Raw genomic sequence first — 13,329 nt, forward strand, 5'->3', positions numbered from 1 at the left:
ATGCTTCGACGTATCCATTCCAATGCGGATAATCTGCGTCACGAACGGCTCCCTCGTTTGAGATTTCGACAACCTCATTCTGGCACAACTGATGCCGTAGGGGGCCGTCCACCCCATCAACCACAGGATCGGGTTGTGGCGCGCGCAAGCGGTTGCGGCGGAGCACATTACAAACGCCTGTGGTTATGGGTCCCGGGTCAAGCCCCGGACGACACCGAATTTGTAGCGATCGGCGCCGCGCCTAACGTCCGCCGACGATCGCGTTGAACACGCGCCTCACCTCACCTTGCGTCTCGCGCACGCCGGCTTCGAGGGCGGAGAAATCCGGCGTGTCGCCTGCGCGCGCCATCACGCGTAGCAGATCGTCACCGGCGGTTTCGGGATTGAATTTGCCAATCACGCAAAGGCGCAGGATCTGCGTGAGGTCGTGATAGAGCCGCGCGGCCGAGCGCAGCACTTCGGCTTCCGACTGGCCGAGCACGCCGAGTTTTGCGGCGTTGTCGAGCACCTGCAATGTGGAGACGCTGAGGATGTCGGGCTTCTGGGCGGCGTGCACGAGTTGCAGATATTGCGCGATGAAATCGATGTCGATGAGGCCGCCAGCGGCGAGCTTCAGGTCCCAGATGTCGTCCTCGCCCTTCTCGAGCGCGATCGCGCGCCGCATCTCGACGACGTCGTTGGCGGTTTTGCCCGCATCGCGCTTGCGCGTCAGCACGCGGCGGATGATGTCTTCGATCTTCTCGCGGAACGCCGGCGATGACGAGATCACGCGCGCCCGCGTCAGCGCCATGTGCTCCCAGGTCCAGGCCTCGCGCTCCTGATATTCGGCGAAGGAATCGAGCCGTGATGCCAGCGGACCGGCGCGGCCCGATGGGCGCAGCCGCATGTCGACCTCGTAGAGCACGCCGTAATTGGTTCGTGTCGTGAAGGCGGAGATCAGGCGCTGGGTGAAGCGGGCAAAATACTGCGCACCGTGCAGCGCGCGGTCGCCGTCGGAGTCCGGGCGCTCGTGGTCGTAGTCGTAGAGCAGGATCAGGTCGAGATCGGACGACGCCGTCATCTCGCGGCTGCCGAGCCGGCCCATGGCGAGGATCGCGGTCTCCTGGTCGTTGATGCGGCCGTATTGCGTAGCGAACTGGTCGGTGACGAGGCCATGCACGGTGTGCACGATGCCTTCCGCGACGTCGGCGAAGGCGACGCTCGCCTGCTGCGCCGACACCGTGCCGGAGAGGATCCGCGTGCCGATCAGGAACAGGCTTTCCTGGCCGAACAGCCGCAGGCGATCGAGGAAGTCCTCGTAGGAGCCGGCGTCCTTGAGCGTGATCGCGAGCCGCTCGGACAATTCGCGCTGGTCCGGCATCGCGCCGAAGAAGCGCGGATCGATCAGCCCGTCCATGATCTGCGGCTGCCGCGCCAGCATGTCGCCGAGCCGCGGCGCGGCGCCGAGGATCAGCGCCACCAGCGCGACCAGGTCGCGGTTCTGGCTCAGCAGCGTGATCAGCCGCCCGCCCCGCTGCAGCGCCCCGAGGAAACGGTCGAACGCCACAACCGCAGCGTCCGGCTCCTCGGCATGCGCGAGGCCGTCGATCAGGCCCGGAATGAACTCGAGGAAAGCGTTGCGCGTCGCCTCCACGCGCAGCGCGCGATAGTCGCCTTCGATCCATTGCTGCACGGTCTTTGCGACCGCGACCGGCTTCTCGAAGCCGAGACTCACGAGGTGCTCGAGCAGCCGCTGGTCTTCGGGGCCGGCGCCGTAGTTCAGCTTCGGCAGGTTTGCCGTGCCGGTCGGCTCGTCGCCCTCGAAAAGCTTAGCGTAATGGCCCTGCACGATGTTGAGATGCGCGAGCAATTCCATCGCAAAGGTGGCCCTGCTCGTATAGCCGAGGAAATGAGCAAAGCGCTCGATCGCCGCCGGATCTTCCGGCAGCGTGTGCGTCTGCTCGTCGGCGATCATCTGCAGGCGATGCTCGACGCGGCGCAGGAACTGATAGGCCGCGGTGAGCTCGTCACGCGCCTCAAAGGTGATCCAGTTGCTGGAGGCCAGCATCGCGAGCGCCTCGAGCGTCGGCCGCACCCGCAATTCCGGATGCCGCCCGCCCGCGATCAACTGCTGGGTCTGGGCGAAGAACTCGATCTCGCGGATGCCGCCGCGGCCGACCTTGACGTTGTGGCCCTCGACCGAGATCTCGCTCTGGCCGCGGTAGGTCTGCATCTGCCGCTTCATGTCGTGGACATCGGCAAGCGCGGCGAAGTCCAGATGCTTGCGCCAGACGAAGGGGGCGATTTCCGCAAGCAGCACCTCGCCCGCCCTGCTGTCGCCGGCGCAGGGGCGCGCCTTGATCATCGCGGCGCGTTCCCAGGTGCGCCCTTCCCGCGCGTAATAGTTCAGGGCCGAATCGGTCGATATCGCGACCTGCGTCGACGCCGGATCGGGCCGCAGCCGCAGGTCGACGCGGAACACATAGCCGTCGCCGGAGCGCTGCTGCAGCATGCGCGCCATCGATTGGGTGACGCGGACGAAGAACGGCTGTGGTTCGATATCCTCGGCCAGCGAGGTCGCAGCCGGATCGTAGAAGACGATGAGATCGATATCGCTGGAATAGTTCAGCTCGCCCGCGCCCATCTTGCCCATCGCGAGCACGATCAGCCCGCTGCCCTCTTCGGGATGGTCGGGGTCGGGCGCATGGAGGCGGCCGCGCGCCATCTCCTGGCGCAGCAGGTAGCGCAGCGCCGACTGCACGGACGCGACCGCAAGGTCGGTCAGCGCGGCGGTGACCCGTGTGACCGGCCACACGCCGCCAATGTCGCAAAGCGCGATCAGGAGCGCCGCCTCCGCCTTCATGCGGCGGAGCAGTTGCATCACTTCGGCCTCGCCTGAGGCGGCGAACACATCGTGCGAGGTCTTGTCGATCAGGTCGGCCAGATGCGGCTCCGGGTCGCAGGAGAGCAGCCGGATCAGCCGCGCCGGATCGGCGCGCACGAGCTCGAACAGGAACGGCGAGCATTCCGCAATGCCGAGCAGGATGCGCTTGGCGAAGGGATAGCCGAGCAGTTCATCGAGCGCGGCCGATTGCGCCGGCTCGAGTTCGGCGAGCCAGTCTGTCAGGCGCTGTTCGGCTTGGATGGGCGCGGACACATACGGTCCGTCCGCGAACCGCGCGGCCAGACGATGTCCCGCGGAGCCCGGCGCGGAAGCGTTCATGCCGCCTTCTGTGGCACATCCTGCGTTTGGGCCGCAAGCCTGTCAGCCGCGCCGGCACGCGCCGGCAGCACCAGCGTCGCAACCAGCCCGGGATGGGCGTCGCCGAGCCTGAGCTCGCCGCCATGCAGTGTCGCGACCGCCGCGGCGAGGCTGAGCCCAAGCCCGGAACCCGGCAGCGTGCGGCTCGCCTCGAGCCGGACGAATCGTTCCACCGCGTGCTTGCGATCGGCTTCGGGAATGCCCGGACCATGATCGGTGACGCTGAGCAGCACGGAGTCGGCCTCGCGCCGCGCCTCGATCAGGATCTCCTTGGCTGCGGCGGCCGCCTCCGGGTCGATCGGCTGCACGACCGGCTTGCCATATTTGATCGCGTTCTCGACGAGGTTGGCGAGCGCCTGGCTGATCAATTCACGGTTGCCGTGCATCGCGCTGGGCGCGGTCTTCACATGCAGGCTCATGCCGTCGTCCTCGGCGAGCGGCTCGTAGAGCTCATGGATGCCGGCGGCGACATCGGCCGCGTCGAAATCATCCATGTTGCCGCGCGCCTGACCGGACTCAGCCCGCGCGATCATCAAGAGTGCATTGAAGGTACGGATCAGGCCATCGGATTCCTCGATGGTGCGCTCCAGCGCCGCCCGGTAATCGGCCTCGCTCCTGGCGCGCGCCAACGCCTCCTCGGCGCGGTTGCGAAGGCGCGTCAGCGGGGTCTTGAGGTCGTGGGCTATGTTGTCGGAGACCTCCTTCAGCCCCGTCATCAGCGCCTCGATGCGCTCCAGCATGGCGTTGAGGTTCTCGGCGAGACGATCGAGCTCGTCGCCGCTGCGGCCGACCGGCAGGCGGTCGGAGAGATCGCCGGCCATGATGCGCTGGGCGGTGCCGGTCATGGCATCGATCCGCTGCAGCACCCGCCGCGCGACGAAGATGCCGCCGCCGATGCCGAGCACGACCACGACCAGGATCGACCATTGCGCGGCTTTGGCAACGATGCCGAACAGCCGCCGCCGCTCCTCGAGGTCGCGCCCGATCAAGAGCCGGAAGCCATTGGTCATCTCGGTGACCCGCACCAGCGCGCGGTGATCGGTGTTGTCGTTGTCGTCGAGCCGCCGATAGGCCGTCTCGGTCCAACCCTGCATTCCCATCACCCCCGGCGCCAGCGAGCCGACATTGCCGGCGATCGCCTGCCCGTTCGGTGCGGTTACGAGGTAGAGGTTGGCGCCCGGCCGCAGCGCCCGGTTGCCGATCGTGAACACAAGGCCGCGCAGGCCGCGCCGGTTGTAGATCTCGGTGACCTCGCCGACCTCGGCATTGACCGTGGAGGTGATCTGCTCGGTGATCAGGCGGCGCGTATTCCAGGCGAAATAGCCGAGCAGCGACGCTGCGAACAGCGCAAACAAAAACAGATAGACCAGCGTCAGCCGGAACGCCGTGGTGCGGATCAGTTTACCGAATGCCGTCACGGATGATGCTACCCAAGATGTTGCTGTTGCGCGTTGCTATCCGATGCTCCCAAGCACCGATGCAGCTACGTCTTTCGGACTCAGCTACCGTATCCCGTCGCGGATCATGTACCCTGCCCCGCGGATCGTGTGCAGCAAGGGCCGCTCGAAGCCCTTGTCGATCTTGGAGCGCAGGCGCGAGATGTGCACGTCGATGACGTTGGTCTGCGGATCGAAGTGATAGTCCCAGACATTCTCGAGCAGCATGGTGCGCGTCACCACCTGCCCTGCATGCTTCATCAGATATTCGAGCAGGCGGAATTCGCGCGGCTGCAGCGTCAGCTCGTCCTTGCCGCGGGCGACGCGGTGCGACAGGCGGTCGAGCTCGAGATCGCCGACCCGATAGACCGTCTCTTCCGCCGGGCCGACATTGCGGCGCGACAGGACTTCGACGCGCGCCAGCAGTTCGGCGAATGAATAGGGTTTCGGCAGGTAGTCGTCGCCGCCGGCGCGCAAGCCCTTGATGCGGTCGTCGACCTGGCCGAGCGCAGAGAGGATCAATACCGGCGTACGGTTCCCCTTGTCGCGCAGCGTTCCGATCAGGGACAGGCCGTCCCGCTTCGGCAGCATGCGGTCGACGACGAGGACGTCATAGTCGCCGCTTTCGGCCATCGACAGGCCCTCCTCGCCGTCGTCGGCGAGGTCGGCGATATAGCCGACTTCGCGGAACGCCTTGACGAGATAGTCGGCGGATTCGCGATCGTCTTCGATGATCAGGAGGCGCATCTGGGGTGCGGCTAAAGGTGCGGTGGCGGTCACGGGATTGGTTTCCTCTCAGCATGGCGCGGCCGCCCTGCACATGCAAGACGGCCGCGCGCGTTCGCGTTGATTTGCATGATCCTTCCGGAAAACCGGCTTCCGCTTTTCCGGATCATGCTGGAGGGGAAAGAGTGGGCGGTGAAGCTGGGGGACCTCACCGCCCTAGGCCTTCCGACGGAGGGGGGCGCATTCCACCGGAAGGTAGCAAGAGGGGGCGAGCGTTGAGGCTCGCTCCCCAGGAAGGGCCGTCGGCGGGGGCGACGATTGCCGGCGACGCCTTCCATCTCGTATTTAACCCTTCGCCAGCGGGACTGCCACAAAGCGCGACGAACCGCCGCTCTTTACACGCATCAAAACGCTGTTCTTGTTGTCGTTCCGTGCGGAGGTGATCGCATCGCGCACATCACCGGCGCTGGTGACGTTCTTGCCGGCGACTTCAAGAATGACGTCGCCTTCCTTGAAGCCGCGCTCGGCCGCGGCGCTCTTCGGGTCGACCTCGGTCACGACGACGCCGTCCTTGCCGGCGCCGGCCACGCTGTTGGCGGGGGCCACCGTCAGGCCGAGCTTCGGCACATCGGTGCCGCGGGAAGAAGAGCCGCGATCGCCGTTGTCGTTATCGGCCTTGGCCTCAACCGTGTTCGGCAACTGGCCGAGCGTGAGGTTGACGGTCTTCTCCGTGCCCTTGTGCAGGACGTTGAGCTTCACCGCATTGCCGGGCGCCAGGCCGCCGATGGTGCGGGCGAGCTCGCGCGCGTCCTTGACCGTTTCGCCGTTGACGGCGGTGATGACGTCGCCGGACTCGATGCCGGCCTTGGCCGCCGGACCGTTGGCCTGGGGCTCCGCCACCAGCGCGCCTTCGGCCTTCTTCATGCCGAGGCTGTCGGCGATGTCGGAGGTCACCGGCTGGATCTGGACGCCGATCCAGCCGCGGCTGACCGTGCCCTTGTCCTTGAGCTGGGCGACGACGCTCTTCACCGTCGCGGCCGGGATCGAGAAGGCGATGCCGACGCTGCCGCCGGAGGGCGAGTAGATCGCGGTGTTGACGCCCATCACCTCACCGGACACGTCGAACGCCGGGCCACCAGAGTTGCCCTTGTTCACGGGCGCGTCGATCTGGATGAAATCGTCATACGGGCCATTGCCGATGTCGCGGCCGGAGGCCGAGACGATACCGGCGGTAACCGTGCCGCCGAGCCCGAAGGGGTTGCCGACCGCCAGCACCCAGTCGCCGATCCGCGGCTTGGTGTCGGACAGCTTAGCGAACGGGAAGTTGGAACCACCCTCGACCTTGACTAGCGCGAGGTCGGTACGCGGATCGGTGCCGATCACCTTGGCCGAATAGGTCTTGCCGTCATCGGTCGTGACCTCGACCTTGTCGGCGCCGTCAACGACGTGGTTGTTGGTCACCGCAAAGCCGTCAGCCGAAATGAAGAAACCCGAACCCTGGCCGGTCACGATGCCACGGCCACGCGGTCCGCCGCGCATGCCCGGGGGGAGTCCATCCTGTCCACCGAAGCGACGGAAGAAACGCTCCATCGGCGAGCCCGGCGGGAACGGCGAGTCCTCGTTGCTGTCGTCCTTGGCGAGCTTCTCGCCGATATTGACTTTGACCGAAATCACCGACGGCTTCACGCGCTCGACAATATCAGCAAAGCCGACCGGCTGCTGAACCTTGCGGACCTCGTTGTTGACCTGCGCCTGCGCCGGGCTGGCGAACAGATCGCTCGGCGTGTGCTGCGGGCTCAAACCATAGCCGGCGACGCCGAGGCCGGCGACGACCGAAGCCATCAACGCAAATCTGCGGGCCGAGAACAGCGAAGGCCGCGGCGCGCGGTAAGACGGCAGAGACGAAAGATCGGTGGGTCGTTCGGTCATTCTAAAAATCTCCAAGAGCCAGAACTCGAAAGGTGCGGGGGCAAGCACCGGACGTGTCTAAACATGGGGGTGTCAGCCTTACGGCGCGCTGGCTGCGGAATTAAACTTTCGTAATAGAGACGAGACCGGGTGCGGCAGAATATCGCAGCTCCGCCAATGGGTTAGTCGCGAGCTGCAGGAGCTCGCGGTAAGTCCCGCCCGAAGGTTCCAGGTCGCAAAATCGCGAGCCGTCAGACTGCCCTGACGCTGGCAATGAAACCCTCGACCTCGCGCTTGAGGATGTCCGCCTGCTGCGACAGGTCGACCGCGGAATCCTTGGCCTCGCCGGCCATGCGGCCGGTGTCGGACGAGGTGGTGGTGATCTGGACGATGTGGTTGGTGACGTCCATGGTTCCCCTCGCCGCGTCCTGGACGCTCCTGGAGATGTCCTGGGTGGCGTTGCGCTGGCGTGCGGTGTCGACGTCGATGCCCGACATGATCGAGCTGATTTCGGCGATCGTGTTCGATATCCCATCGATGGCGCCGCGCGTTTCCGCCGTGATCGCCTGGATGCTCGTGACCTGCTGCGAGATCTCCTCGGTCGCCTTGCTGGTCTGGCTGGCCAGGTTCTTCACCTCCGAGGCGACCACCGCAAATCCCTTGCCGGCCTCGCCGGCCCGCGCGGCTTCGATGGTGGCGTTGAGCGCCAACAGGTTGGTCTGCGAGGCAACCGTCTGGATCAATTGCACGACGGCCCCGATCTTCTCGGCCGCGTCCGAGAGCGCGTGGATGGTGTCGGCGCTCTGGCGCGCCTGCGCCACCGCCCCTTCGGCACGCTGAGTGGCGTCGGTGACACGCTGACTGATCGCCGCGATCGAGGTCGTCATCTGCTCCGCTGATGTCGCCACCGTCTGGACGCTGGTGCTGGCCTGGCCGGCTGCGCTGGCAACCGCGCTCGCCTTCTGGCTGGTCTCGTTGGCGGCGCGCGACAGCGTTTCGGCGTTGCCCCTGAGGCGGACGGCCGATGCGGCAACGCTGCCGACGACATTGGCGACGAGGCCGTTGAAGTCGCGGATCTTCTCGTCGAGATAGCGAGTCCGCTCGCGCTGGTTGTGGGCGTCGCGCAGTTCCTGGTCGGTCAGCCGCTGGCGTTCGATCCCGTTGGTCTTGAACACTTCGAGCGCGCCGGCGAGCAGCCCGATTTCATTGCTCCTGCCGAGACCCGGAATCGGCGTCTCGTACTTCTGCTCGGCCACCTCGCGCATCGCATGCACCATGCCAGCCAGCGGCCGCATGACGCCGTCCCGAACCGCGAAGTAGGTGGTCAGGCAAACCGTAAGCGCGATCACGGCGATCGCACCGCAGGCAATAAGGAAGTAGGAGAACGCGGTCTGCGCCTCCTGATAGATCTGCATGGCATGCTCGCGGCCCGGGCCGCTCAGCGATTTGAACTCAGCGGCAAGCGCCGTGATCTCGTTGTTGAGGTAGAGCACGGCGATGAAGCCCGTACCGCCGCCGATCCCAAGCAGCACCAGAAGCGCAATGACAACGGATGCGACAAGGAAGCGGATAGTCAGATTGCTGTTGGAAAACATCGGCTTGCTCAAGAGCGTTACGACAAAGCATCATCACGCTCTATCGTTTTGTGAACGTGATCCTCTCGGACAACCGGTACCCACTTTTCCGGATCATGCTCTGGAGGAAGGGCGAGGCAAAGTTCCACACAAAAGGTCAAGATTGGATGAATGCCGCAATTGATGCCGACGCCTATGGACCTACGTAACAGTACGTAGATCAGCCACGCCTTTCCGGCGCTTCCTCCGACATCAGCGCAGCCAGCCGGCTCTCCTCCTCAGGAGTGAGATGGGCGCCGGTTGTGGCGCCCGCCGGGGCAACTGGCCGGCGGCGGCCAAACAGCCAAAGCGCCACGCCGCCTCCGACCAGGACTAGCGGCGGGACCAGCCAGAGCAGCAGCGTATGCGGATTGAAGCGCGGCTTCAGCAGGACGAATTCACCGTAGCGCGCCACCAGGAAATCGATCACCTGCCGATCGCTGTCGCCGGCCGCGATCCGCTCGCGGACCAGGATGCGCAGGTCGCGCGCCAGCGGCGCCTCGGAATCGTCGATCGACTGGTTCTGGCACACCATGCAACGCAGTTCGCGCGACAGCTCCCGCGCCCGCGCTTCCTTGGCGGGATCGGCCATGATCTCGTCAGGCTGCACGGCGAACGCCGCCGGTGCGCCGAACGACACGGCGAACGCCAGCACACAAGCTGCAAGCGCCCTCCGCATCACTCCGCCGCCTGCAATGCGCGCGCGGCCTTGGCCGGCTTGGGCGCACCGACGCGCAGGCGCCGGTCGGACAGCGACAAGAAGCCGCCAAAAGCCATCAGCACCGGGCCGAACCAGATCAAGAGCACCATGGGCTTGTGATAGATGCGCACCGCGATGCCGCCGTCGGCGGCGATATCGCCGAGCGAGATATAGAGCTGGCTCACCCCGCGCGTCAGCAGCGCGGCCTCGGTGGTGGACGCACCGCGCGTGGTGAAATTGCGCTTCGACGGCGTCATGACGTTGAGCGTCTTGCCGTCGAGGCCGACCGTGAACCTCGCCACCATCTCGCGGAAATTCGGTCCCTGGCGCTGGCCGATATCGTCGAGCTTCAATTCGTAGCCGGCGACTTTCGCGGAGTCGCCCGGCTTCATGGTGCCGATATATTCGCTGTTCCAGGTGGTCTCGCAGACGATCCCGATCAGGGCGATACCGACGCCGGCATGGGCGAACGCCGTGCCCCACGCCGCCCGCGGCAGGCCGCGCGCCCGCTGCACGGAGGTGCCGAACGGAAGCCGGAACAGCCCGATACGCTCGGCGAGGTCGGTGAGCGCCCCAGCGACGACGAATACCGCAAGCCCGATCGCGAGCGGCGCGAAGCTGGCACCGCCGCGCGTCCAGGCCCACAGCACCGCGATCGCAATCAGCGCGACGATCCCGGCCGCGGTCAGGCGCTGAGCGGCGCCAAGCAGGTCGCCGCGCTTCCAGGCCAGCAAGGGGCCGAACGGCACGGCGATCATCAATGGCACGAACAGCGGCCCGAAGGTCAGGTTGAAGAACGGCGCGCCGACCGAGATCTTGTCGCCGGTCAGGACCTCGAGCGCCAGCGGATAGAGCGTGCCGATGAACACCGTCGCGCAGGCCGTGGTCAGGAACAGGTTGTTGAGCACCAGCGCGCCCTCCCGCGAGATCGGCGCGAACAGGCCGCCCTGCTTCAACGATGCGGCCCGGGCCGCATAGAGCGACAGGCTGCCGCCGATGAAGAGGCAGAGGATCAAGAGGATGAACACCCCGCGCGTCGGATCGGTCGCAAAGGCGTGCACCGAAGTCAGGACGCCGGAGCGCACCAGGAAGGTACCGAGCAAGGACAGCGAGAAGGTCAGGATCGACAGCAGGATAGTCCAGACCTTCAGCGCGTTGCGCTTCTCCATCACGACCGCCGAATGCAACAGCGCCGTGCCGGCGAGCCAGGGCATCAGCGAGGCGTTCTCGACGGGATCCCAGAACCACCAGCCGCCCCAACCGAGCTCGTAATAGGCCCAGTACGAGCCCATCGCGATGCCGAGCGTAAGGAAGATCCAGGCCAGCAGCGTCCACGGCCGCACCCAGCGCGCCCAGGCGGCATCGATGCGGCCCTCGATCAGGGCGGCGACCGCGAAGGAGAACGAGATCGAGAAGCCGACATAGCCGAGATAGAGCATCGGCGGATGCACGGCGAGGCCGATATCCTGCAGCACCGGGTTCAGATCCCTGCCCTCGATCGGCGGATTGGCAATGCGCAGGAACGGATTCGAGGTGAGCAGGATGAAGAGATAGAAGGCGCTCGCGATCCAGGCCTGCACCGCGAGCACGTGCGCGCGCAGGGTCAGCGGCAGGTTGTTGCCGAAGGCGGCGACGAGGCCGCCGAACAGCGCCAGGATCGACACCCAGAGCAGCATCGATCCCTCGTGGTTACCCCAGACGCCGGTGATCTTGTAGATCAGCGGCTTCATCGAGTGCGAGTTCTCGAACACGTTGACGACGGAGAAATCCGAGGTCACGTGCAGCATCACCAGCGCAATGAACGAGGCACCCACGAACAGGAGCTGCGCGAGCGCGGTGGAGCGCGCGACGTTCATCAGCGCGACATCGCCCCAGCGCGCGCCGAGCATCGGCACAATCGACTGGATCAGCGCCAGCCCAAGCGCCAGCACCAGCGCGTAATGTCCGGCTTCCGCGATCAACGCATCGCCCCCTGCACCGGCTGCGGCTCGGCCGAGGCGCTGGGCTTGCCGTAATCGTCCTTCCAGTGGCCCTGCTTCTTCAGGGCGTCGGCGACCTCCTTGGGCATGTAGGTCTCGTCATGCTTTGCGAGCACGGTGTCGGCGCGGAACACACCGGATTGATCCAGCGCGCCCTCGGCGACGACGCCCTGCCCTTCGCGGAACAGGTCCGGCAGGATTCCCTTGTAGGCGACCGGCAGCGTGGCGCTGCCGTCGGCGACCTCAAACGTCACCGCGAGGTTGTCGCCGCGTTTGAGCGAGCCTGGCTGCACCAGGCCGCCGAGGCGGAACCGCTTGCCGGCGGAAATATGCTTTTCGGCAACCATCGAGGGCGTGGAGAAGAACACGATGGAATCGCGCAAGGCGCTGAGCACCAGCGCGGCCGCCACCGCGAGCACCGCCAGCGAGCCGCCGATCATCACCAAGCGCCGCTGCTTACGCGTCATGGTTCCCTATGGTCCTGTCTGTGCGCATGTCATCCATCCAGCCCGAGATTCTTCAGGCCTTCATTGAGCTGGCGCAAGCGTTCGGCATCATTGGCAACCGCCTGGCGGGCATCGGTGAGCGCGGCAACCGCCTTGTCGCGCTCTCCCATCACCATATAGGCACGCACCAGCCGCAGCCATCCCTCGACATCGTTGCCGTCCTGCTTGAGGCGCGTGGCGAGCCGGTCGACCATGCCACGGATCATCGCGGAGCGGTCGTCCGTGCTCATGTCCTTGGCCGCGGCCATGGTCTCGTCTGACAGCGCGGGCGCGACGACAGCGCCGCCGACCCGCGTCAGCGAGGCCTGCACCAGCGATCGCCACGGCGCATCCGCCGGCGCCTTGGCGAGCATCGCGCGCCAGATCGAGGCTGCGTCGTCCTTGCGGCCGTCCTGCTCGGCGGCGAGCCCGAGGAAGTAGTTCGCCTTGGGATCGTCGGCGTTTTGCGCCACGGCGCGCTCGAATTCGGCCTTGGCCTCCGCGGTGACGACGCCTCCGGCCACACCGGTCAGCGCCTCGCCAAGATCGGCGCGGCGTTCCGAACTGTCGCCGTTATAGGTGATCGAATTGCGATAGGCGCGCACCGCGTCGTCGTAACGGCCGAGCCTGGAGAGCACCGGCGCCAGCACGTTCCAGCCGCGGCCATCGGTCGGATTCTTCTCGAGATGCGCCTCCACCTGCGCCACCAGATTGGCGAGCGGCTGATTGACGTCTGCCATGCGGCTGCGCGCGGCGAGCGGAAAATCGCCGAGCTGTGGCGAGCCCAGCGCAAGATAGAACGCCGCCGCCATCACCGGCAGTCCGACCAGCGCCGCCACGGCGGCCGACCGCCGCAGCGGCAGGTTGGCTTTTGGCGCCGCCGCAGCCTCGCCGTCCACGGCGGCAAGCAAGCGTCGGCCGATCTCGACCCGCGCCGCCTCGGCTTCCGACGCCCCGATCAGGCCCGAAGCAAGATCGCGCTCGATCTCGGCGAGCTGGTCCTTGTAAACATTGGCCTCGCTGCCGCCTGATGTCGCAGGGGTCGCGCGACCAAGCGGCCAAAGCACGGCGAAGATCGCCGCGACCGTCATCAGCGCGAACACAAACCACAGTGTCATCAACGAGTTCCCGGGCGAACGGCACCGAAAGCTGGTACCGATGTGCCGCTTTACACCACCGGCGGGAAGCGGAGCAATTGACAATTGCTGGATCGGAACCGCCCTCCGTAACCAACCGGAGGG

At 66.1% G+C, this 13,329-nt stretch carries 9 protein-coding genes; all 9 read right to left on the reverse strand.

Features of this window, described 5'->3' with window-relative positions:
- Positions 1–241: 241 nt before the first annotated feature.
- Positions 242–3,202 (reverse strand): bifunctional [glutamine synthetase] adenylyltransferase/[glutamine synthetase]-adenylyl-L-tyrosine phosphorylase, encoded by a 2,961-nt coding sequence (locus ACZIRK_RS33570; protein ID WP_130227474.1) that lies wholly within the window; start codon positions 3,200–3,202, stop codon positions 242–244.
- Positions 3,199–4,659, reverse strand: a complete 1,461-nt coding sequence (locus ACZIRK_RS33575; protein ID WP_130227473.1) for an ATP-binding protein — start codon at positions 4,657–4,659, stop codon at positions 3,199–3,201. The genes ACZIRK_RS33570 and ACZIRK_RS33575 overlap by 4 nt, the downstream gene beginning before the upstream one ends.
- A gap of 84 nt (positions 4,660–4,743) precedes the next feature.
- Positions 4,744–5,424 carry a response regulator transcription factor gene (locus tag ACZIRK_RS33580; RefSeq protein WP_130227483.1) on the reverse strand — a complete coding sequence of 227 codons (681 nt, stop codon included), beginning with the start codon at positions 5,422–5,424 and terminating at the stop codon, positions 4,744–4,746.
- Positions 5,425–5,748: 324 nt separating this feature from the next.
- Positions 5,749–7,332: a Do family serine endopeptidase gene (locus ACZIRK_RS33585; RefSeq protein ID WP_130227472.1), complete on the reverse strand. Its 1,584-nt coding sequence runs from the start codon at positions 7,330–7,332 to the stop codon at positions 5,749–5,751.
- Between the two features lie 230 nt (positions 7,333–7,562).
- Entirely contained in the window at positions 7,563–8,906 is a 1,344-nt protein-coding gene (locus ACZIRK_RS33590; RefSeq protein ID WP_474418914.1) for a methyl-accepting chemotaxis protein, read from the reverse strand.
- A 199-nt stretch (positions 8,907–9,105) separates the two neighbouring features.
- Positions 9,106–9,603 (reverse strand): cytochrome c-type biogenesis protein, encoded by a 498-nt coding sequence (locus ACZIRK_RS33595; RefSeq protein WP_456645064.1) that lies wholly within the window; start codon positions 9,601–9,603, stop codon positions 9,106–9,108.
- Positions 9,603–11,585 (reverse strand): heme lyase CcmF/NrfE family subunit, encoded by a 1,983-nt coding sequence (locus ACZIRK_RS33600; protein WP_130227470.1) that lies wholly within the window; start codon positions 11,583–11,585, stop codon positions 9,603–9,605. Before ACZIRK_RS33600 ends, ACZIRK_RS33595 begins: the two co-directional genes overlap by 1 nt.
- Positions 11,582–12,070, reverse strand: coding sequence for a cytochrome c maturation protein CcmE (ccmE, locus tag ACZIRK_RS33605; protein WP_130227469.1), 489 nt, complete (start codon positions 12,068–12,070; stop codon positions 11,582–11,584). The genes ACZIRK_RS33600 and ccmE overlap by 4 nt, the downstream gene beginning before the upstream one ends.
- 29 nt (positions 12,071–12,099) lie before the next feature.
- Positions 12,100–13,206 (reverse strand): c-type cytochrome biogenesis protein CcmI, encoded by a 1,107-nt coding sequence (gene ccmI / locus ACZIRK_RS33610; protein WP_130227468.1) that lies wholly within the window; start codon positions 13,204–13,206, stop codon positions 12,100–12,102.
- Between the last annotated feature and the right edge of the window lie 123 nt (positions 13,207–13,329).

This window comes from Bradyrhizobium sp. Leo114, assembly GCF_055229415.2.